General features: G+C 67.6%; 19 protein-coding genes. 11 read left to right on the forward strand and 8 right to left on the reverse strand.

What is annotated here, in order from left to right; translation table 11 throughout:
- Nucleotides 1-12 precede the first annotated feature (12 nt).
- On the reverse strand, nucleotides 13-696 hold the full coding sequence (locus C447_RS01690; RefSeq protein WP_007690237.1) for a helix-turn-helix domain-containing protein: 684 nt from the start codon (nucleotides 694-696) through the stop codon (nucleotides 13-15).
- A 107-nt stretch (nucleotides 697-803) separates the two neighbouring features.
- On the opposite strand from C447_RS01690, the gene dnaJ reads away from it, so the two are divergent.
- The 7 genes from dnaJ (at nucleotide 804) to C447_RS01725 (ending at nucleotide 9,426) form a co-directional block, all read left to right on the forward strand.
- A complete protein-coding gene (gene dnaJ, locus C447_RS01695) occupies nucleotides 804-2,000 on the forward strand; it encodes a molecular chaperone DnaJ (RefSeq protein WP_007690241.1) in 1,197 nt (398 codons plus the stop codon).
- Between the two features lie 476 nt (nucleotides 2,001-2,476).
- Nucleotides 2,477-3,304, forward strand: a complete 828-nt coding sequence (locus tag C447_RS01700) for an MBL fold metallo-hydrolase (protein WP_007690242.1) — start codon at nucleotides 2,477-2,479, stop codon at nucleotides 3,302-3,304.
- A 62-nt stretch (nucleotides 3,305-3,366) separates the two neighbouring features.
- Nucleotides 3,367-4,479 carry a hypothetical protein gene (locus C447_RS01705; protein ID WP_007690243.1) on the forward strand — a complete coding sequence of 371 codons (1,113 nt, stop codon included), beginning with the start codon at nucleotides 3,367-3,369 and terminating at the stop codon, nucleotides 4,477-4,479.
- 233 nt (nucleotides 4,480-4,712) lie between these two features.
- Nucleotides 4,713-5,768 carry an isocitrate lyase gene (gene aceA / locus C447_RS01710; RefSeq protein ID WP_007690244.1) on the forward strand — a complete coding sequence of 352 codons (1,056 nt, stop codon included), beginning with the start codon at nucleotides 4,713-4,715 and terminating at the stop codon, nucleotides 5,766-5,768.
- Nucleotides 5,769-5,885: 117 nt separating this feature from the next.
- Complete coding sequence (gene aceB / locus C447_RS01715; RefSeq protein ID WP_007690246.1) at nucleotides 5,886-7,187, forward strand: malate synthase AceB; 1,302 nt, start codon at nucleotides 5,886-5,888, stop codon at nucleotides 7,185-7,187.
- Between the two features lie 120 nt (nucleotides 7,188-7,307).
- On the forward strand, nucleotides 7,308-7,550 hold the full coding sequence (locus C447_RS01720; protein ID WP_007690247.1) for a hypothetical protein: 243 nt from the start codon (nucleotides 7,308-7,310) through the stop codon (nucleotides 7,548-7,550).
- Between the two features lie 76 nt (nucleotides 7,551-7,626).
- Nucleotides 7,627-9,426 (forward strand): right-handed parallel beta-helix repeat-containing protein, encoded by a 1,800-nt coding sequence (locus C447_RS01725; RefSeq protein WP_007690248.1) that lies wholly within the window; start codon nucleotides 7,627-7,629, stop codon nucleotides 9,424-9,426.
- Nucleotides 9,427-9,478: 52 nt separating this feature from the next.
- On the opposite strand, the gene C447_RS01730 is transcribed toward C447_RS01725, so the two are convergent.
- Entirely contained in the window at nucleotides 9,479-9,739 is a 261-nt protein-coding gene (locus C447_RS01730; protein ID WP_007690250.1) for a MarR family winged helix-turn-helix transcriptional regulator, read from the reverse strand.
- A gap of 128 nt (nucleotides 9,740-9,867) precedes the next feature.
- Between C447_RS01730 and C447_RS01735 the strand changes: the two genes are divergently transcribed.
- The 3 genes from C447_RS01735 to rpiA all read left to right on the forward strand — a co-directional run bounded on the left by C447_RS01735 (nucleotide 9,868) and on the right by rpiA (nucleotide 12,930).
- A complete protein-coding gene (locus tag C447_RS01735; protein WP_007690252.1) occupies nucleotides 9,868-10,881 on the forward strand; it encodes an AIR synthase family protein in 1,014 nt (337 codons plus the stop codon).
- A 104-nt stretch (nucleotides 10,882-10,985) separates the two neighbouring features.
- Complete coding sequence (locus C447_RS01740; protein WP_338034815.1) at nucleotides 10,986-12,053, forward strand: NADP-dependent phosphogluconate dehydrogenase; 1,068 nt, start codon at nucleotides 10,986-10,988, stop codon at nucleotides 12,051-12,053.
- 7 nt (nucleotides 12,054-12,060) lie between these two features.
- Nucleotides 12,061-12,930 carry a ribose-5-phosphate isomerase RpiA gene (rpiA, locus tag C447_RS01745; RefSeq protein ID WP_007690256.1) on the forward strand — a complete coding sequence of 290 codons (870 nt, stop codon included), beginning with the start codon at nucleotides 12,061-12,063 and terminating at the stop codon, nucleotides 12,928-12,930.
- 60 nt (nucleotides 12,931-12,990) lie between these two features.
- Here rpiA and C447_RS01750 read toward each other — a convergent pair whose 3' ends face one another.
- The 3 genes from C447_RS01750 to C447_RS01760 all read right to left on the reverse strand — a co-directional run bounded on the left by C447_RS01750 (nucleotide 12,991) and on the right by C447_RS01760 (nucleotide 15,233).
- A complete protein-coding gene (locus C447_RS01750) occupies nucleotides 12,991-13,794 on the reverse strand; it encodes an alpha/beta fold hydrolase (protein ID WP_007690263.1) in 804 nt (267 codons plus the stop codon).
- A 66-nt stretch (nucleotides 13,795-13,860) separates the two neighbouring features.
- Nucleotides 13,861-14,262, reverse strand: a complete 402-nt coding sequence (locus C447_RS01755) for a DUF7694 domain-containing protein (protein WP_007690264.1) — start codon at nucleotides 14,260-14,262, stop codon at nucleotides 13,861-13,863.
- 104 nt (nucleotides 14,263-14,366) lie between these two features.
- Nucleotides 14,367-15,233, reverse strand: coding sequence for a fumarylacetoacetate hydrolase family protein (locus C447_RS01760; protein ID WP_007690265.1), 867 nt, complete (start codon nucleotides 15,231-15,233; stop codon nucleotides 14,367-14,369).
- Between the two features lie 125 nt (nucleotides 15,234-15,358).
- Between C447_RS01760 and xacF the strand changes: the two genes are divergently transcribed.
- Nucleotides 15,359-16,822 (forward strand): 2,5-dioxovalerate dehydrogenase, encoded by a 1,464-nt coding sequence (xacF, locus tag C447_RS01765; protein WP_029601952.1) that lies wholly within the window; start codon nucleotides 15,359-15,361, stop codon nucleotides 16,820-16,822.
- A gap of 397 nt (nucleotides 16,823-17,219) precedes the next feature.
- On the opposite strand, the gene C447_RS01770 is transcribed toward xacF, so the two are convergent.
- Genes C447_RS01770 through C447_RS01780 form a run of 3 tightly spaced genes read right to left on the reverse strand, consistent with a single transcriptional unit; the run spans nucleotide 17,220 to nucleotide 20,146 of the window.
- Nucleotides 17,220-18,014 (reverse strand): SDR family NAD(P)-dependent oxidoreductase, encoded by a 795-nt coding sequence (locus tag C447_RS01770; protein WP_007690267.1) that lies wholly within the window; start codon nucleotides 18,012-18,014, stop codon nucleotides 17,220-17,222.
- Nucleotides 18,015-18,039: 25 nt separating this feature from the next.
- Nucleotides 18,040-18,921: an MBL fold metallo-hydrolase gene (locus tag C447_RS01775; RefSeq protein ID WP_007690269.1), complete on the reverse strand. Its 882-nt coding sequence runs from the start codon at nucleotides 18,919-18,921 to the stop codon at nucleotides 18,040-18,042.
- A gap of 55 nt (nucleotides 18,922-18,976) precedes the next feature.
- Nucleotides 18,977-20,146 carry an enolase C-terminal domain-like protein gene (locus tag C447_RS01780; RefSeq protein ID WP_007690271.1) on the reverse strand — a complete coding sequence of 390 codons (1,170 nt, stop codon included), beginning with the start codon at nucleotides 20,144-20,146 and terminating at the stop codon, nucleotides 18,977-18,979.
- Nucleotides 20,147-20,182: the final 36 nt, after the last annotated feature.

Raw genomic sequence — 20,182 nt, forward strand, 5'->3', positions numbered from 1 at the left:
GGAGGAAGCGGACTACAGTTCGGGCGTGGGTCGCGAATCCGTCTCCTTGTCGGCACCGATGATCAGCGTGTTCTCGATGAGGTTGCCGTGGGCGCGTCGGAACCGTTCGGAGAGGGCCTGGTGGGAGATGTCGAGCTTCTCGGCGAGTGCCTCGACCGAGACGCCGCGGGGGACCTCGTAGTAGCCGTTCTCGAAGGCCGCGCTGAGGGCTTCGGACTGTTCTTCGGTGAGGCCGAACCGGCCGTGGCGCTCGCTGTCCATCTCGTAGATGGTCTTGACGTCGAGGCGGATGTCGTGCTCCTCGCAGAACTCGTAGGTCCGCGAGAGCGACTCCCGGTCGGGAAACAGGAGTCGGAGATGCCACTGTCCCTCCTCGCTGTGGGCGTTGAGGACGGTAGCCTGCTCTTCGAGGAGGGCGTGAACCACGAACTCGACGTGGTCGATCCACGCCATCCGGTAGAGCCACTCGTCCTCGAGGTCCGAGAGGAGTTCGACGTCCTCCACGCTCGGGTCGGCGTCGAGGGCGTCCTCGAGCGCCTCGCGCTCGGGGGCGCTCGCCCAGACGAACGGCAGCACCCGCTCGGTGTCGTGGGCGACCACCCGCTCGATATCGAAGGTGGCCTCGGGAACCGCTTCGAGCGTTTCGCCCAGAACGAACGTCGAGGCGGGAATCGAGATCTCGCTAATGGTACTCATTCGTCCGGAGATGGGATAGTAGCTCGTATAACCGTTTTGCTGGGCGGGAGGCACGGGCCGGGGAGCCGTTCTGTTGAAGTGTCTCAAGCCGATAGTGTCGTCAACCAATGAGCGAGGATTTCTACTCGGTGCTCGGCGTCTCGCGCGACGCGAGCGAGGACGAGGTCAAGCAGGCCTACCGCGAGAAGGCTTCCGAGTACCACCCCGACGTCTCCGACGACCCGAACGCCGACGAGAAGTTCAAACAGGCGAAGAAGGCCAAGGAGGTCCTGACGGACGACCAGAAACGCCAGGCCTACGACCAGATGGGCCACGACCGCTTCGAGCAGGCCGAGAAACGCGGCGGGTTCGACGGCGGGGCGGGCGGGCGGGGCGGCGCTGGCGGGATGGGTGGCATGGGTGGCGGGATGGGCGGCGGCGACCCGTTCGGCGGAATGGGGGGCAACATGGGCGGTGGTATGGGCGACATCTTCGAGCAGTTCTTCGGCGGCGGTGGCGGCCGCGGCGGCGGGCGGAACGGCCCACAGCAGGGTCGTGACCTCCGGACGAGCCTCACCATCGAACTCGAAGAGGCCGCCGAGGGCGTCCGAAAGCAGTTCACCGTCGCCCGACCCGAGACCTGCCCCGACTGTGACGGTTCGGGCCATCCCGAGAGCGCCGACGCCGAGACCTGTCCCGAGTGTGACGGCCGCGGCCAGACCACACAGGTCCAACAGACAGCGCTCGGGCGGGTCCAGCAGACCCAGACCTGTCGGCGCTGCGGCGGCGACGGCACCCTCTACTCCGAGTCGTGTGGCACCTGCGGCGGCGATGGGCGGGTCCGCAACGAGGCCACGCTCTCGGTGGACATCCCGGCGGGTATCGACGACGGCCAGACTCTCCGGATGGAGCGCGAGGGCGCACCCGGCGAGAACAACGGTCCCAAGGGCGACCTCCTGATCGAGGTCAGCGTCCGCCAGCACCCCGAGTTCGAGCGCGACGGCGACGACCTCGCCCACCGCGCCGCCATCTCCTTCCCCCAGGCCACCTTCGGCACCTCGATCGAGGTCCCCACCCTCTCGGGCACCGTCGAGATGGACGTCCCCGCCAGCACCCAGAGCGGCGAGACCTTCCGACTCGACGGCAAGGGGATGCCCCGCCTGCGCCGGCGCGGAAAGGGCGACCTCTTCGTGAAGGTCCAGGTCGTCACTCCGGACGAACTCAACGAAGAGCAGCGCGAGGCGCTCGAAGCCTTCGCCGAGGCCGGCGGCGAGGAGGTCGACGTGGAGGCGGGCTTCTTCAAGAAGATCAAGAACTCACTCTAGGACCCCACCTCAAGCCCCACCTTTTGCTGCGGTCGCTCGTTCGCCTTCGGCTCACTCGCTCCCTGGCAAAATGTGGATCAAAAGCCTCCTCCTTCCCACCGGAAGAGCTTCGCTCTTCCGTGCCCTCGCTCGCCTCCGGCTCGCGAGAACGNGGCAAAATGTGGATCAAAAGCCTCCTCCTTCCCACCGGAAGAGCTTCGCTCTTCCGTGCCCTCGCTCGCCTCCGGCTCGCGAGAACGATGGTCAGTCGTCGGCCCGCTCGCTCCCGCTGGTCGCTCGCGGTGCAATTACTGACTTCTCCGCCACCGCAACCGCCCCCGCCGAAGCCCTCGGCACGCTTCGCGTGCCTCGCCCTTCATCCACCAGGCCCGCACCGCAACCGCCACCGCGCCGCCGCGCGGCGGCCGCACCGCCGCACCCGCCGCACCACGACACCAACCGGGGAATTTAGGCGGTGGGCGGGCGAGGATTCGCCAATGGTACACTCAGACTGGGGCGACTGGCTCCCGAAGGCGATCGAGAACGCCGACCCCGAGGGTGTCGCGGCCTGGTATCTCGGCTGCAACGGCCTCGTGCTCACCGACGGCGACACGACGCTCTTCGTCGACCCCTATCTGGGTACTGGCGACCCACCGCGAACGGTGCGGATGGTCCCGATACCCTTCGACCCCGAGGACGTCGAATCCGCCGACGCGGTCTTCGCCACCCACGAACACTCGGACCACGTCGACGGGCCCTCCCAGGCCCCGATCCTCGCGGGCACCGGGGCGACCTACTACGCGCCCGACGACAGCCTCGCCGTGGCGCGCGAGAACGACTGGACCGACGAGTGGGACCTCGCGGACGACCAACTCGTCGAGGTCTCGGAGGGCGACACCAACGAGTTCGGCGAGTTCACCGTGACGGTCACCGACGCGAACGACCCCGACGCGACCCACCCCGTCGGCTACCTCATCGACCACCCCGCGGGCACCTTCTTCCACGGCGGCGACACCAAACCCGGCGACGAACTCGAACCGATCGGCGAGGAGTACGACATCGACTACGCGGTCTGTGCGTTCGGCGCGGTCGGGATGATCCTCGACAAGGAGACACGAGAACCGAAACGAACCCGGTGGTACGCCGACGAGAACCAGGCCATCGAGGTCGCGAACCAGCTCCAGGTCGACACCCTCGTCCCCACCCACTGGGACATGTGGAAGGGCCTCACCGCCGACCCCGCCGCCCTCCACCCCCACGCCCGAACCTACGACTACCCCGCACACCTCGAGATCGTCGAGATCGGCGACCGGATCGACTACTGACCTGGTATCGCCCGGCTCGACCCCGCTGAAAGCTTAAGGGCGTCGTACCCGATCGAACGACGATGAGCAACGCTGATACGACGCCACTGGACCGCGCGGCGGACGGGGTCTCGGTCAGGAAATCGTACGAACCCGACGAGTTCCCCGTGCAGGTCGTCTCGTTCGAGGTCGACTCGGAACGCGAGGACGCCGCGAGGTTCAGGCTGGTCGACCCAGTTCCCGACGCGGTGGCCGCCACGGACCTCGGTTTCAACCCCAACTACGGCGGCGACCACTGGTCGGCCGGGGACGGCACCGCCGTCTTCGAGCGCCGGATCGAACCCAACGAGACCTTCAGAACCGTCTACGGGGTCCGCGACACCGACATCGACCCGGCGGCGTTCATGACCGAACCGACCCTCACCGTCGACGGGATCGACGAGAACGGGTCGACGCCCGAGGACGGACCCACGGCGGGTACCGAAACCGGATCGAACGCCGGGACACCGGGCCGGGACACCAGCCAGGCCGCCCGCGACGTCATCTCGGGCGAGGGATCGGTCTCCGGCCTCGAAGACGACCGCGACGGCGTCGAGGCGGTCGACCTCTCGGGCGACGGCGACTCCGGGAGGGCGACCGAAACCACCGCCGCGGACCCGGCGGGTTCGGCGGGCGACGGAACGGGGGCGAGGCTTCCCGAGGGCGGTGTCGGCGCGGCGCTCGCGGCCGAACTCCGGGATGGGAACCTCGGCGAGTCCGACCGGAAGCTCCTCGCGAACGAACTCGGCGAGGACGACGCCGGGCACGAGGTTCGGGTCTCACACCTCCAGTCGCGGATCAGCGACCTCGAAGCCTACACCGACGCCCTAGAGGACTTCATCGACGAGAACGGCCCGGCGCGCCAGCTGATCGAGGACATGACCGGCCGGCTCGAAACCATCGAGGCCGACGTCGAGGCGCTCGACGAGCGCACCACCGAGAACGAGACCGCGATCGAACGTCTCGACGACCACACCGAATCGAACGCCGACGACATCGGCGCGCTCGATGAGGGCGTCGCCGACACCAACGCCGAGGTCGCCGAGGCCCAGGAGTCGGTCGCCGAACTCCGCGAGGACGTCGAGGCGATCGAGGACTGGCGCGAGCAGATCTCGAACGTGCTCGGCGGGGTCTCGACGGGTCGAGACGAGGACTGACCGAACCGCACCCCCTTCCAGGTAGCTGGAGTCGTCGTCCGTGCCCGTGCCACCGCCTACCGCGTGATCGATCGTCATATATACTCGTTAGTCACGACCCGAGACACGAAACCTTCTAAAGAATATTATCATGATAATTCATAATAGTTTTGTAGACCTCGGTCGTCGGTGGCGATGCGAACGGCGAACGCGCCCCAGTGCCCGCAGGTCCGTTCGCCCCGAACACACGACCCATGAAAACCCCAGCAGAACTCATCGGAGACACGGACGTCTTCACGAAAGATGTCGACAACCCCGCAGCCCGCGAGCTGCGCGAGATGCTGAACACCCAGGACTACGTCTTCGCGCCCGGGATGTACCACGCGCTCGACGCCCGGCTCGCGGAGATGGCCGGCCACGACGCCGCCTACATGAGCGGCTACTCCACGGTTCTGGGCCAGTTCGGTTTTCCCGATCTAGAGATGGTCACGATGACCGAGATGGTCGAGAACGCCAAACGAATGGTCGAGGCCACCCACCTCCCCGTGATCGCCGACTGTGATACGGGCTACGGTGGGATCCACAACGTCCAGCGCGCGGTCCGGGAGTACGAGAAGGTCGGCGTCGCCGCGATCCACATCGAGGACCAGGTCACCCCCAAGCGGTGTGGCCACATCGCGGGCAAGCAGATCATCCCGCGCGAGGACGCCCAGGCGCGCTTCGAGGCCGCCGTCGACGCCAAACAGTCCGAGGACACAGTCATTATCGCCCGGACGGACGCCTACGGCTCCGCGAACGGCGACTGGGAGGAACACCTCGAACGTGGGCGGATCTACGCCGACGCCGGCGTGGACATCGTCTGGCCCGAGATGCCCGACCCGAGCCGCGAGGACGCGGTGAACTACGCCGAGACGATCCACGAGACCCACCCCGACCTGAAGCTCGCGTTCAACTACTCGTCGAGCTTCGCGTGGTCAGAGGAGGACGATCCCCTCACCTTCCAGGAGCTCGGGGACCTGGGCTATAAGTACCAGTTCATCACGCTGTTCGCGCTCCACTCGGGTGCCCACGCCGCCTACGAGGACATGAAGAACCTGGCGGAGAACGCCGAACAGGGCCAGTTCGACCTGGAGGAGAAGTACATGGATCACGAGACCGAGTCCCACCACGAACTCTCGTTCGTGGACAAGTTCCAGGACATCGAGATGCGCTTCGACCCCGAGGCCCGCTCGCGGATCGAGGGCTCCGAGGGCTTCTCGGAGGACGAACGCGACCCGCTGACCGCGGAGGCCGACGGCGGCGACGACTGACCGGGCGCTCCCGTCGCCCGATCTTGCCGGTGTCCCGAACCCTAAAGTAGTCGATCGACCAAGAAGGTAGTCGAACCGCGCCGAGACAGCAGCTACACCACTCCCACCACCAAAACAATGACAGAACGAAGACACGACAGGAAGTTCGTCCGGACGTTCTTCACCTCGCCGACCGCGCTCGAAGGCGAGGACGACTCCGCGAAGATGATCCGGAGCGCGAGCGGGCTCCGGGGAATGCAGGCCCCCGACGTCTGGGTGCCCGACAACGAGGACGCCACCGCGCCCTCGATGCGCGACGAGGGCGTCGAGAACATCATCGAGGTCGTCTCGGAGAACGGGGCCGACTTCCCCGGCGAGATCCACCCCCGGGTGGTCTGGCACCGCGACAGCCCCGAGACGAGGTATCAGTGCCTCCAGCACCTCCTCGAACTCGCCGACCCCGCGAACGGCGCGATCGAACACCTCGACGGCTTCGTGATCCCCGAGGTCGGCGACATCGACGACTGGAAGAAGGCCGACGAGTTCCTCACCATCGTCGAGAACGAGTACGGCTTCGAGGAGGGAAGCATCGCGATGTCGGTGATCATCGAAGCGGGTGAATCCGAACTCGCGATGGGGAAGCTCCGCGACGAGATGGGCAAGGCCACCAACAACCTCGAACGGCTGTTCCTGTTCGTCGACGGCGAGGTCGACTACACCAAGGACATGCGCGCCATCACGCCCGCGGGCGACCTCCCGCCGTGGCCCGAACTCCGCCACAACACCTCCCGAGGGGCGAGCGCCAACGGCTGTATCGCGGTCGACGGCCCCTACGACGACATCCGCGACGTCGAGGGCTACCGCGAGCGCATGACCGAGAACCAGGCCAAGGGGATGCTCGGCATCTGGTCGCTCACCCCCGGTCAGGTGGTCGAGGCGAACACGTCCCCGCTCCCGCCCGAGGAGGGGAGCTGGCTGCTCGACGACGGGGGCGACCAGGTCGAGCTCACCGACGAGGGCGACACCCAAGTCTACGAGGGCGACCGCGTCTCGCTCGAAGAGAGCGGCGGGGAGTACGTCCTCCGTGTGGGCGGCGACGAACAACACCTCGACGAGGACGACCTCCGCGAGGAGCTCCTCGGGATGGCCCAGTACGTCCCGAGCATGGACGACATCGTGGACTCGATGGAGGAGTTCGAGGAAGCGCGGGACGCCGGCACCGGCGCGATCGCGATGGAGCGCGCCACCACACTGAGGATCGACGGCGTCGAGGTCGACCTGAGTACGGATAGAATGTGGGACGAGGCGACCTACCAGGCCGCGATGACGCCGGTCACGCTGTTCCAGGACGTCTACGAGCACCGCCCGGACCAGCACGACGACCTCGCGGAGATGTACGGCGAGGACGTCGTCGATCGCGCGATGGACGTCGGGGCGTAGACCCCCGCCTCCCCGCTTCGCCGACGGCGAAGCGGCTCCTCGGTCGTGCGGCGGATCCCCGGCACCCGCCGATAGACGTACAACGACCGACCGGATACGAGGGTCGAGAGGGGTACTTCCATGGATTCGAACGAGAAGCCCGACCTGCCGCCCGGCCTCGACGACCTCGCGGTCGGGGACGTGCTCCGCGACCGCCAGCACGATTCGTACTTCGAGGTCTCCAGCATCGACGACCACGGGGTGGGGCTGTACGACGGCGAGACCGACTTCTACGTGCCGCACGCGCTGTTCGCGACGAAGTACGGCGCGCGCCTCCACCCGATCGACGAAGCCGAGAGCCTCGACGCGCCGGACTGGGTGTGACCGGGGCGCGAAAGCGACAAGTCACGATGGGACCTCGGTCGTAAGATGGGACTTCGAGGGGGTCGGTGGTGAACCGATGGACGACGAGGAGGACATCTTCGAGAGCCTGACGGCCGAGCGGGTGCGCACCACGCGCCACCCGACCTACGACGTCACCGCTCACGGCGCGACCGGCGACGGAACGACCGACGACACCGCCGCGATCCAGACCGCGCTCGACGCCGCGGCGGAGGGGGGTGGCGGCGTCGTCTACCTCCCTGCCGGCACCTACTACACCACCTACAGCCTGCTCTACGGCTCCGACCTCGTGGTTTACGGTCCGGCGGCCACGGTCGCGTTCGAACCGAGCCACGAGGACGCCACGGCGCTGGTCTCGAAGAGCTTCGACGGCTCCGTCGAGACCTCGCGCGTCACGATCCAGGGGCTCACGGTCGAGTCGGTCGACCCGGCGAAGGGCAACGGGATCGGGATGGCGAAGGCCGCGGACATGGCGGTCAAGGCGTGTCAGACCCACGGTCTCCACTGGCATCTCGTCGATATCGCGGGCGCGACGGACGTGCTGGTCGCCGACTGCTACGCCGCGAACCTCGACACCGCCGCCTATCAGGCCGACAACCTCACCTCCGACGGCGGCCTCGTCGTGGAGTACGAGGACGGCACCACCGAGGGCGCGGTGGTCGACGACACCAACAACCGGAACGTGGACATCGCCGGCAACGTCGCCGAGGACTGCGGGCGCGGGGTCCACCTCCACCGCGACGGCGGCCACGACCTCACCGTTCGCGACAACAGGATCCGAGGCTGTACCGAGGTCGGGATCCTCGGCGACCCGGAGATGACGTGGCACGACGTCGTCGTCGCCGGCAACGTCGTCGAGGGGGACGGCGATTCGAGCGGGATCCGTCTCGACGGCGAGTACACGAACCTCTCGGTCGCGAACAACACCGTTCGCGACCACGACGAGTGGGGGATCGCGGTCCACCCCGGCGAGGACGAACCCGACTCGATCCCGCGGGGGGTCACGGTCCGGGACAACACGGTCGAACGGGTCGCGGGAACCGCGATCGCGCTCGACGGCGCGGCGGGCGAGGTCAGCGACAACTACGTCTACGACGTCGCCCGTGGAGGCGGAACGGACGGCGCGGACGAACGCGACGGTACCGGCTCCCCCGATTCGACCCACGCCGGGGTCACGGTCGAGGGCTGCGACGGCGTGAGCGTCAGGGGAAACGTCCTCCGGGACCTCGGCGGAACCGGCGTGGTCTGTCGCGCCGGCTCGACGGACGTCGTGATATCGGGCAACGACATCGCCGACGCGCCGTGGGGGATCGGCTGCTTCGCCGACGCCGGACCGCTCGAAGGGGTGGCGATCGACCGCAACACGGTCGTCGGCGGGCCGGAGGCTCGCGGCGGGGTGTGGGCCGAAGCCGGGGTTCGATATCGGATCGACGACAACGCGGCCACCGGTGTAGCGCTCGGTGTCGCGGTGGCGGACGCGACGGACCTTCATCTCACCGGCAACGACGTCGTCGGGGATCGGGACGAACCGGGAGCCATCGGCTATCGGGTTCGCGACTGTACGGACACGGTAGTGCGCGACAACGACGCGACGAGGGTCGACGAGTCGACGGTGGTCGACGGAGCCTCCGGAAACGTTCGAGCCGAGGTGCCCGATGCCGGACTCGTCGTCGGCGGGGACTGTGAGGGGGTTCGCGCGACGTTCGAGGGCGACCGACCGCCCGAGGACGGCGCGTTCGCGGTCGGGAGCCGGGTTCGCAACACCGCACCCGCCGCGGGCGGCCATCTCGGATGGGTCTGCGTCGCGGCCGGGTCGCCGGGTAGCTGGAAGCCGTACGGCCGTATCGGCGAGGAGTAAGTCATCCGGTTCGTGGCGGTGCTGTCCCTGAGCGCTGTACCACCGGCCCCGATCAGTCGCCGCCGGCGATCCGGTCGGCGACCGGCGGCGTGAGTTTGTACCGGTTCTGACGGGCGTCCTCGATACAGATCCCCTTCTCGACCGTTCCGGCACGTTGGAGCTGTTCGAGCGCGTTTCGCACCGTTCGTCCCGAGAGCCGCGACTGTTCGATGATCTCCTTTTGAGTGAGCGACCCCCGGTATTCGAGGACCTTCACGACGAGTTTCGCGCTCGGCGAGAGACCGTCCGTCCATCCCGATTCGGATCCACTCATCGCAAGACGTAGGGCTGGAGCGCGAATAAACGTATCGGAGATCCAATAACTTGAAAGCTGGATTATAAACTCGTCTGACTAGTTCCGGGGATCGGATCGGGTTTTGCGGCCGGGTTCGTAGGCGGGCCATGCCCGACTCCGGCAAGGTCGACGGGAGGTTCTTCGACCGGCGGATCTATCCCCATCTCGGCGCGGAGCGAGAGGAGGTCCGACTGGGACCACGACACGGCGTCGACTTCGGGGTCGTCGACGTCGGCGAGCGCTCGCTGGTGGTGGCCACGGACCCGATATCGATCGTCCCGGACCTCGGTTTCGAGCGCGCCGCCCGGTTCGCTTTCGACGTGGTCTGTGCCGACGTCGCGGTCTCGGGACTGTCGCCGGCATACCTCTCGATGAACTTCACCCTCCCACCCGGGATGACCGACGCGGAGTTCGCGGCGGTCTGGGAGGCCATCGACGAGGAAGCCCGTGACCTCGGGGCCAGTGTGGTCGCGGGCCACACCGCTCGTTACGCGGGCTGTTCGTACCCGTGGGTCGGCGGGGCTACCGTGATGGCGGTCGGCGACCCCGCGGACCTGGTTCGGCCCGACGGCGCACGGCCCGGCGACGACCTCCTGCTCACTACGGGACCGGGGGTCGAGGCCGTCGGGCTGTTGACGACGCTGTTCGGGGAGAAAATGGACCTCCCCGAGTCCGTTCTCGACGCCGCCCGCGACCGGTTCGACGAGGCGCGCGGCGTGCGCGACGCGCTCACCGCCGCGGCCGCCGGCCCGGTGACGGCGATGCACGACGTCACCGAAGGCGGCCTCGACGCCGCGCTCTGCGAGTTCGCCGGGAGCGCGGGTGTCCGACTCGACATCGAGCGCGAGGCCGTCCCGGTGCGCCCCGGCGTCGAACCCGTCTGTGCGTACCACGACCTCGACCCGTGGCGCGTGACGAGTTCCGGGAGCCTCCTGGTCGCGGTCGAGCCCGAGGGGACGGACCGGGTGCTCGACGCGCTCGCCGACCGCGGGACGACGGCCGCGGTCATCGGCCACGTCGACGAGGGTGAGGGAGCCGTCGTCGACGGGAACCGCCTCGACCACCCGCAGGTCGACCGCTCGTGGGACGTCTACGCCGACTACGCCGACGAAGCGAACTGACGGCACGCTCGGGTTCGCCAACGAATGCAGGCGACACTTCTATACTCCAGTGCTCCGACGGATGACTCAGCGCCCGTGCTGGGCGACCGTCACCACCTCGGACGGTGACGAGTCATCGCAGGAATTCAACTATGTCAGAACACAATCAAGAGTTGGGGATCGTCGGACTCGGGAAGATCGGCGGCAACCTCGCGAAACAGGCCGTCGAGAAGGACATTCGGGTGGTCGGCTTCGACACGGAGGACCGCTCGGACCTAGCGGACGAAGGCGTCGAGGTCCACGACGCCGGCGAGTACGACACGCTCGTCGAGGAACTCGACACGCCGCGGGTGGTCTACCTCTCGCTGCCCGCCGGCGACCTGATCGACAGCGAACTCGACAGCCTCCTCGAAGTGCTCGACGAGGGCGACGTCGTGATGGACGGCGGCAACTCCTTCTGGCGCGACTCGATGCGCCGCGAGGAGCGCGCCTGGGACGAGGGCGTCTACTACCTCGATACCGGGACCAGCGGCGGCCCGCCCCGCGCGAGCGAGGGGGCCTGCTTCATGGTCGGGGGTCGGGAGGAGGGCTTCGAGATCGCCGAACCCTACCTCGATACGCTCTCGGTGGATGGGGGACTCCTCCACGTCGGCCCGCCGGGCAGCGGCCACTTCGTGAAACTCGTCCACAACGGCATCGAGTTCGGGATGCTCCAGTCGATCGCCGAGGGGGTCGAGCTCCTCAAATCCGGCCAGTTCGACGTCGACATGGCCGACGTCTTCCACAACTGGTCGAACGGCGCGGTGATCGAGAGCTGGCTCGTCAAGCTGATGGAGCTGGGCCTGCGCAAAGAGGACCAGCAGTCGGACGCCCCCGACTTCGAGGACATCCCGAACTACATCGAGGACACCGGCGAGGTCAACTGGCTGGTGAGCGAGGCCTACAAGGGCGAGACGCCCATCCCGGTGATCTCCCAGTCGGTGACCGAACTCTTCAAATCGCGGGGCCAACAACGCCACGCCTATCGTGCGATCGCGCTGATGCGACACGGCTTCGGGACCCACCCGTTCGGCGAGGACGACGCCATCCGGCAGGAGCGGTTCTCGGGCCGGGTCGACAACGAGGCGCGCCACGACCTCCGCGACGCCGACGACATGGACCCGGTCGGCCCGCTGGCCGACGAAGACGCCTGATCCAACCATGGCAAAAGAATTCACCGACGACGACAACGACATCCAGGTGTGGGCCGAGAGCGAGGCCGACACCATCGAAACGGCACGCGAGGAACTCGACGCGGCGGGCGTCGAGATGAGCGACGAGGAGATCAGAGACCACATCGAGGTCATCCCCTCGCCGAACCGTATCAAATCCGGCGCGGACGGCGTCTTCGACGCCCGCCGCCGCCGCGGCGGCATCCGCACGGCCCAGGACCTGATCGAGGACGGCATGGACGTCGGCCTCGGGACCGGGAGCACGACCGCGTGGGCGGTCGCCGAGGTCGGTCGCATGATCCGCCACGGCGAACTCGAAGACGTTCGTGGGGTCGCGACCTCGCTCCAGAGCCACGAGCTCGCGAAGGAGGCCGGCATTCCCCTCGTGAACCTCGACGCCGTCACCGAACTCGACGTCACCATCGACGGCGCGGACCAGTACTCCGAGGACGAACCCACCGTCATCAAGGGCGGCGGCGGCGCACACGCCCGCGAGAAAGTGGTCGACGCGATGGCCGACCGACTGGTCATCGCCACCGACGAGGAGAAGGCCACCGACCCGCTCGACTTTCCGGTTCCCGTGGAAGTCATGCCCGACGCCCGCGAGGTCGTCTCGAAGGACATCCGCGAGGTCGGCGGCGAACCCGAACTCCGGATGGCGGTCAAGAAGGACGGCCCCGTCTTCACCGCGAACGGCAACCTCGTGCTCGACGTCGACTTCGGCGGCCTCGACGATACGGCGGGGACCGCGCGCGACCTCGAGAAGATCCCGGGTATCCTCGAACACGGCATCTTCCTCGACATGGTCGATACGGTCTACCTCGGCACCGAGGACGACGTCGACGTCCTCGAGTTCTAAGACGACCTCCCGACATTTCTTCGCGGCGACCGACTCGATAGCGCCAGGTCCGCCACTCGTCTACCGGATCGTCGAGACCCGCCGGAGGAACGTCCGGAGTTCGGCGGACGCGGCCTCGTACTCGTCGAGGAACACGTAGTGGCCGGCGTCGGGGACGTGAACGAGCCGCCCATCCCGGAGGCGGGTCGCGACGTCGAGGTCGGCTCGCCGCTCCTCGATGCCGAGGTCGCGTCGGAAGACGAGGGTTGGACAGGTGATGGACTCGAACGCCTCGGCCACCGGCGGGTGGTCCTCGGCGACCTTCACGGCGTTCGGGTGACACTCGTCGATCGATTCGGCGAGCCGTCGGACGTGATCCGTGTCGTGCGCGTCGTCGTACTCGGCGACCCGTTTTTCGACCGGACGCGCCTGCCGTTCGCGGAGGTGTTCACGGGCGCGTTCGCGTGTTTCGTCGGTGTTCACGTCCGGGAGGTCGCGGAATCGAGCGGGGTCTTCGAGCACCAGCCCGCGCGGCAGGTCGGGGTGGGTCGTGGCCGCCCACGCGACCGTCGCCGCGCCCATCGAGTGCCCGAGGAGGGTCGGGTTTTCGAGACCGAGTTCCTCGACGAGCGCGACGAGGTCCGAAACGCGAGTATCGATGTCGTAGCCCGTCTCGGGTGCGTCCGAGCGGCCGTGGCCGCGGGCGTCGTAGGCGATTACCTCGAAGTCGTCGGCGAGGTCCGAGCCGAGCGGGAGCCATCGCCGACCGTTGTCGTAGAGGCCGTGGGCCATGAGTATCGGTGGGCCGCTACCCGTCCGATAACACTGGAGGCCGACGCCGTTGGCCGAGACGGTCTCGGTCGTCCAGCGCTCGGGAAGGTTCACGGGAGCGGTTCGTCCGTCGGCGAGAAGGCGTTTTCCATCCGAGCGGTCAGGGCGTGAGCGGGTCCGCTATCGGTCGGGTTCGTCGGTATCCGGCCGTTCTCGCGGGACGACGGTCCCCCGGTTCGTGTCGTCGTGGTCGTGGATCCCGAAGGGGAGCGTCGCCCCCTCTTCGAGCACCCAGAGGTGATAGGAGTTGGTGTCGTCGACGAGGCGTTCGGCGGGCGGGTAGACTTCGAGCGCCGCCCGGTCCTCGCCGAAGAGCTCGTTCTTGAGTTCGAAGAGGTCGTACCAGTCGTGGGTCGGCGAGTCGTCGATCCGGTGGACCTCGATATGGGTGAATCGCCCCCACGAGGTCTCGTGGTCGCCGCGGTCGACGACGTGGTAGTCGCCGTGCGTCTCGACCCCCGGCGGGACCTTCATCCCCGTCATCGGGGAATCGTCGTTCGATCGACCCTCGTCTCGATTCATGGAGGCTTCGTGTTCGTCGACGGAATAGAGCGTTTCGGCGGGTCGGCCGATCGTACGGCGAAGCGTGGAACAGTGAGAGAAGGTCGGAGAACGTGCTCGTCGGATCAGACCTCGACGACGGGATTTTCGAGCATCCCGATGTTCTCGATGTCGATCGAGACGTGGTCGCCCTCTTCGAGCGTGAAGTCGTCGGGAACCAACGAGGTACCGGTCATGAGCACCGAGAGTTCGGGGACCGCGTTGTGGCGGGTGAGGTACGAGACGAGCTCCTCGGGGGTGCGCACCATCTGGTCGGTCGAGGTGGCCCCGTCGAACATCGTCTCGCCGTCGCGCTCGATCGTCATCGAGAACTCGAGGTCGTTGGGGTCGCCGACCGTCTCGGGCGAGGCGATGCACGGGCCGATCGCGGCACACCGGTCGTAGATCTTGGCCTGCGGGAGGTAGAGCGGGTTCTCGCCCTCGATCGACCGGCTCGACATGTCGTTCCCGATGGTGTAGCCCACGATCTCGCCGCCGAAGACCACGACCGCGAGTTCGGGTTCGGGGACGTCCCAGTCCGAGTCGTTTCTGATCCCGACGGCCTCGCCGGGACCCATCGTGCGCTCGGGGGTGGCCTTGAAGAAGATCTCGGGGCGCTCGTTCTCGAAGGCACCCTGGTACATCTCGCCGCGACCGCTCTCCTCCTCGCGCGCGTCGCTGCTGATCTGGTAGGTCACGCCCGCCGCCCAGACCTCGTCGGGCATCGCGGGGATCGCCGCGCCGTCGGTCACTGCGTCGGCGTCGAGCAGCGGCGCGTCGTCGATGACCCCTTCGGCCACCTCGTCGACGGTGGTTCCCTCGACCTCGGCGACGGTGGCGAGGTCGACGAACGAGGTGAGGCCGTCGCGGGCTGCCGTCAGGTCGTAGGCCTTCTCGTCGTTGCGGACGACGAACTTGGTCTCGCCGTCGACCGCGGTTCGGTAGTATCGCATGGCCACGGTACGGCCCCCCTGCACAAAAGTCACCCCGGTTGACCTCGCGAGTCGTTCACGATCGATCGATTCGCTTGCCAACACAACCGAAAAGAAAAGGGGTGGTCGGCTCCGAAGGGGAGGTGATGACACAGACTTTCGAGAACTACGTCGACGGCGAGTGGCGCGCCAGCGAGACCGGCGAGACCTTCGAGGTCGTCAACCCCTCGGACACCACCGAGGTCGTCGCCGAGTGCCAGCAGTCGAGCGAGGCCGACGCCAACGGGGCCATCGAGGCCGCCGCGGCCGCGCGAGACGCCTGGAAGAACACCCCCGGTCCCGACCGCGGGGCGTTCCTGCGGACGACCGCGAAGAAGATGGACGAGCGCCGCGACGAGCTCGCCGAGACGCTCTCACGCGAGGAGGGCAAGACCCTCTCCGAGGCCACCGGCGAGACCGGCCGTGCGGTGGACATCTTCTACTACTACGCCGAGCGCGCGATGGACTACGCCGGCGAGAGCTACAACCCGAGCGCCCAGGGCCAGAACCTCTACACGGTACGCGAGCCGATGGGCGTCGCCGGCCTGATCACGCCGTGGAACTACCCCATCGCGATCCCGGCCTGGAAGATGGCCCCCGCGCTCGCGACCGGCAACACCGTCGTCTGCAAGCTCTCGAAAGAAGCTCCGACGGTCTACCTCAAGGTCATGGAGTGCATGGCCGAGGCCGCCGAGGAACACGACGTCCCCGACGGCGTCGTCAACGTCCTGACCGGGAGCGGCGAGGAGGTCGGCCAGCCCATCGTCACCCACGACGAGGTCGACGCCGTCTCGTTCACCGGGAGCCGCCAGGTCGGCGACATGATCTACGAGCAGGCCACGGACGCCCACAAGCGCATTCAGACCGAGCTGGGTTCGAAGAATCCCACCGTGGTCACCGAGAACGCCGACGTCGAGCAGGCCGCCGACATCGTCTCCGGTGGGGCCTTCGGCGTCACCGGCCAGGCGTGTACCGCGACCGAGCGGGTCATCGTCCACGAGTCGGTCGAGGAGGAGTTCGTCGACGCGCTCGTCGAGCGCGCCGAGAACACCGAGATCGGCCACGGCGTCGAGGACCCCGGCATGGGTCCGAAGGCCAGCGAGAGCGAACTCGAGAACACCCTCGACTACTTCCAGACCGCCGAGGACGAGGGCGCGACGATCGAGTACGGCGGCGACGAACCCGATGGCGAGGAGTACGAGGACGGCTACTTCGTCCAGCCCACGGTCGTCTCCGGGCTCGACAGTGACGCGACCGTGATGCAGGAGGAGGTCTTCGGGCCGTTCGCCGGCGTAATGACCTACTCCGAGATCGACGAGGCCATCGAACTCGCCAACGACGTCGAGTACGGCCTCGCCGCCAGTATCGTCACCGACGACCACTCCCAGGCCAACCGCTTCGTCGACGAGATCGACTTCGGTATCGTGAAGGTCAACGAGGCGACGACCGGCCTCGAACTCCACGTCCCGTTCGGCGGGATGAACGCCTCCTCCAGCGAGACCTACCGCGAGCAGGGCGAGGAGGGGATGGACTACTTCACCATCATCAAGACGGTCTACGACTCGTACTAGATAGCGCGTTCTCTCGCCGTTTTCCGGCGCTTCGTGCGCCGCTTTTTCTCACGGTCAGTAGCAGAGGCCCCGTCCCATCGAATCCCATCGCTCGCGCGGCGGGCGGCCCGCCGCGGTCGCGGTGCGGGAGCGGCGGTGGCGGCGGTGGTGGCGGTGCGGTCCTGGCGGGTGAAGGGCGAGACCGCGAGCGGAGCGAGCGGTCGAGGGCTTCGGCGGAGGCGGTGTTGGGTGGTTGTGGAGCGGTTGCGGAAGGTGAGTAGTTGTACCGCGAGCGAACGGAGGGAGCGAGCGGGCCGAGGAACCCCCGAGCGGAGCGAGTGGGGTGACGACGGCTTTTGATCCACATTTTGCCAGCGGAGCGAGCGCTAGCGAGCGAAGCGCAGCAAAAGGTGGGGGGTTAGATAGCGGTCCAGCCGCCGTCGACGAAGAGGAGCTGGCCGGTGATGTAGGAGGCGTCCTCGCTCGCGAGGAAGAGCACCGCGCCCGCGTTGTCGTCGGGGTGGCCCTCGCGGCCGAGCGGGACGGGTTTGATGAATCCCTCACCGCCCTCGCTCGCGGCCTCCTGGGCCTCCTGGGACCAGCCCTCGGTGAACTCGGTGGCGATCTGGCCCGGGCCGATGGCGTTCACACGGATGTCGTGCTCGGCGAGTTCGAGCGCCGCGCCCCGCGTGACCATCTTGATCGCGCCCTTGGTCGAGTCGTACTGGACCTGACCGAACTGAGCGACTTCCGAGGATATCGAGGCGGTGTTGACGATGCTCCCCGGCTCGTCGCGGTCGATCATGTCCCGGGCGGCGGCCTGGGTGCCGAAGAACGCTCCCCGAACGTTGGTGTGATGGAGCAGGTCGAAGTCCTCCTGCTCGACGTCGAGGAAGGGTTCCGAGTGCTGGACGCCGGCGTTGTTCACCATCACGTCGACGCCGCCGTAGTCGCGGGCGGCCTCGACCACGGACTCGATCGCCGCGGGGTCCGAGACGTCGGTCTCGACGTACTCGCTGGTGCCGCCGGATTCGGCGATGAGCTCGTGGGTCGGGACGTCCTCGCCCTCGATCTTCGGGTCCTCGCGGACGTCGGCGGTGAGCACCGTGGCCCCGGCCGCGCCGAATTCGAGCGCGATGGCCCGGCCGATCCCCGCACTGCCGCCGGTGACGATAACGGTCTCGTCGCTGAAATCGAAGTTCGCGGTTCCCATGTCACCCCCTGCGACCGTCGCCGGCTTAAGTCCGATGCTGGCTTTCCCTGAGGTCGCGAAAGCCCACGACGCCCGGGCGGTCGATATCGAGCCGGTCGCCGATGCTGATGGTCTCGACCACGCGCGGGAAGGCGTAGGAGGCCGCGTACTCGGCGATGGCCTTCGGGTCCGCACCCACGTTCTTCCACATATCCCAGTGGACCGGCGCGAGGCGGTCGAGTTCGAGGTCGTTCGCCGCCTCGACGACCTGGTCGCCGTCGTTGTACCAGTCGGTCGGGTAGGTCGCGGTCGGGTCGTCCTCGTCGTGGTAGATGTTCCCGACGGTACCGTAGGCGAGCACCCCGAGGTCGATGTCGAACTCGTCGGCGATGTCCGAGAAGGCCTCGGCGGGCCGGGAGTCGCCCGCCGCGAAGAAGGTGCCCGAGTCGTGTTCGACGACGTAGCTCACGGGGTCGATGGCATCCGGGTCGTTCGACCCGCGAACGTGGATCGAGAGGTCGCCGACCTCGACGTCCTGACCGACGTCGACGACGTGCTTCCGGTCGTCCGGGACGCGCATCTCGCCGTCGTAGTCGGCCTGGTCGTAGGAGGCCTCGGGGGCGTAGACGTCCGCACCGAGGTCCTCGACGAGCGGGCCGTAGGACGGCGGGTGCATGTGGTCGATGTGTTCGTGGGTCACGAAGACGGCGTCACACTGCGTGGCGTCGGCAGGATCCATCGGCACGGGGATCATCCGGATGGTGCGCGGCGGGGTTCCGTCGCCGAAGTACGGGTCGAGGTAGACCGTGGTCTCGGGTGTGCGGAGGACGTAGCCGTTACAGCCGAGATACCATATCGAGAGCCCGTCGGGTTCGACGGCCTCGACCTCGTCGCGAACGAACCAGTCGCCCCAGGTGGAGTGGACCATACCGCGAAACGTTCGTACGCCCGCCTACTAAAATTCGCCGGGCGGGTGGATTCGATTACTCGTAGGTTCGGCCGCCTTCTTTCTGCTCGTCGATGAACTCCCAGTCGTACTCGACGCCGAGGCCGGGGCCGTCGGGGACGGGGACCGTTCCGTCCTCGTCGACGGTGTCGAGCTGGTCCTCGTAGCCGCCCTCGTAGATCGGGGGCTGGGTGTTGTCGCATTCGGGGTTGACGAGCGCCATCTCGTAGTAGTTCGAGTTCCGGATGGCCGCCATGCACTGGCGCTGGGCGGGCCCCGGCGAGTGGATCTCGACGTCGAGCCCGTGGCCCTCGGCCATGTGGGCGATCTTCATCGCGCCGGTGATACCCGCGTCGTACTCGGGGTCGGCGCGAACGAAGTCGGTGGCCTCGGCGTCGACGAAGTCGGTGTGGACTTCGAGCCCGCGGATGTGCTCGGTCTGGAGCAGCGGGGTATCGAGGTTCTGGCGGAGCTTCCGGTGGCCGTGCTGGGAGATGCCGCCGTCGCGATAGGGGTCTTCGAGCCAGAAGAACTCCTGTTCGTCACACGCACGGCCGACCTTCATGGTGTCACCGAAGGTCTCGAGCTCGCAGGCCGGGTCGATCATCAGGTCCATGTCGTCGCCGACGCGCTCGCCGACCGCGGTCACGGTCTCGACCTCGCGGTCGACGTCGCGGCGCTCGTCGCTGCCGCCCCAGCCGTGGATCTTGAACCCGCCGTAGCCCATCTCGCGACACTCTTCCGCGAAGTCGGCGTAGGCCTCGGGGGAGTCGAGCCCGCCGTTGTCGTCGGCGTGGTAGGTCGAGGCGTAGGTCGGGAGCCGGTCCCGATACCGGCCGAGGAGTTCGGAGATCGAGGCGTCGTAGTACTTCCCGGCCAGGTCCCAGAGCGCGACGTCGACGGGCCCCATCCCCATCCGGTCGTACTTGCGGAGGCCGCGCTTCATCTCGGACCAGTGGCGCTCGCGGTTGAGCGCGTTCTTCCCGATGAGGTAGTCGGCGACCTCGTGGAACTCCGCGAATGCGGGCGAGTTGCCGCCGATGAACTCGCCGGTGACGTCGTCGTCGGTGTGGATGCGGATCGAGAACAGCCGTCGGTTCGTGGTCTCGCCCGGGTCGTAGACGAGGTTGAAGCCGGTGTCCGACCCCACGTCTTCGAGCGGATAGCTGAACTCGGTGGTCTCGATTCGGGTGATCTCCGGTGCCATGGTCGCCGGCTACGAAAGCCGGGGGTAAAAAGCCGG

It is taken from the genome of Halococcus hamelinensis 100A6, from assembly GCF_000336675.1.
In the GTDB taxonomy this organism is placed as follows: domain Archaea; phylum Halobacteriota; class Halobacteria; order Halobacteriales; family Halococcaceae; genus Halococcus; species Halococcus hamelinensis.

Bases quoted from the DNA above. Each gene is read 5' to 3' on its own strand.
- aceB (WP_007690246.1), top strand. From the start codon at position 5,886: ATGACAGAACGAAGACACGACAGGAAGTTCGTCCGGACGTTCTTCACC.
- C447_RS01730 (WP_007690250.1), bottom strand. From the start codon at position 9,739: ATGAGTGGATCCGAATCGGGATGGACGGACGGTCTCTCGCCGAGCGCG.
- dnaJ (WP_007690241.1), top strand. From the start codon at position 804: ATGAGCGAGGATTTCTACTCGGTGCTCGGCGTCTCGCGCGACGCGAGC.
- C447_RS01690 (WP_007690237.1), bottom strand. From the start codon at position 696: ATGAGTACCATTAGCGAGATCTCGATTCCCGCCTCGACGTTCGTTCTG.
- C447_RS01780 (WP_007690271.1), bottom strand. From the start codon at position 20,146: ATGGCACCGGAGATCACCCGAATCGAGACCACCGAGTTCAGCTATCCG.
- rpiA (WP_007690256.1), top strand. From the start codon at position 12,061: ATGGCAAAAGAATTCACCGACGACGACAACGACATCCAGGTGTGGGCC.
- C447_RS01705 (WP_007690243.1), top strand. From the start codon at position 3,367: ATGAGCAACGCTGATACGACGCCACTGGACCGCGCGGCGGACGGGGTC.
- C447_RS01760 (WP_007690265.1), bottom strand. From the start codon at position 15,233: ATGCGATACTACCGAACCGCGGTCGACGGCGAGACCAAGTTCGTCGTC.
- C447_RS01720 (WP_007690247.1), top strand. From the start codon at position 7,308: ATGGATTCGAACGAGAAGCCCGACCTGCCGCCCGGCCTCGACGACCTC.
- C447_RS01700 (WP_007690242.1), top strand. From the start codon at position 2,477: ATGGTACACTCAGACTGGGGCGACTGGCTCCCGAAGGCGATCGAGAAC.
- C447_RS01725 (WP_007690248.1), top strand. From the start codon at position 7,627: ATGGACGACGAGGAGGACATCTTCGAGAGCCTGACGGCCGAGCGGGTG.
- xacF (WP_029601952.1), top strand. From the start codon at position 15,359: ATGACACAGACTTTCGAGAACTACGTCGACGGCGAGTGGCGCGCCAGC.
- C447_RS01735 (WP_007690252.1), top strand. From the start codon at position 9,868: ATGCCCGACTCCGGCAAGGTCGACGGGAGGTTCTTCGACCGGCGGATC.
- aceA (WP_007690244.1), top strand. From the start codon at position 4,713: ATGAAAACCCCAGCAGAACTCATCGGAGACACGGACGTCTTCACGAAA.
- C447_RS01755 (WP_007690264.1), bottom strand. From the start codon at position 14,262: ATGAATCGAGACGAGGGTCGATCGAACGACGATTCCCCGATGACGGGG.
- C447_RS01775 (WP_007690269.1), bottom strand. From the start codon at position 18,921: ATGGTCCACTCCACCTGGGGCGACTGGTTCGTTCGCGACGAGGTCGAG.
- C447_RS01770 (WP_007690267.1), bottom strand. From the start codon at position 18,014: ATGGGAACCGCGAACTTCGATTTCAGCGACGAGACCGTTATCGTCACC.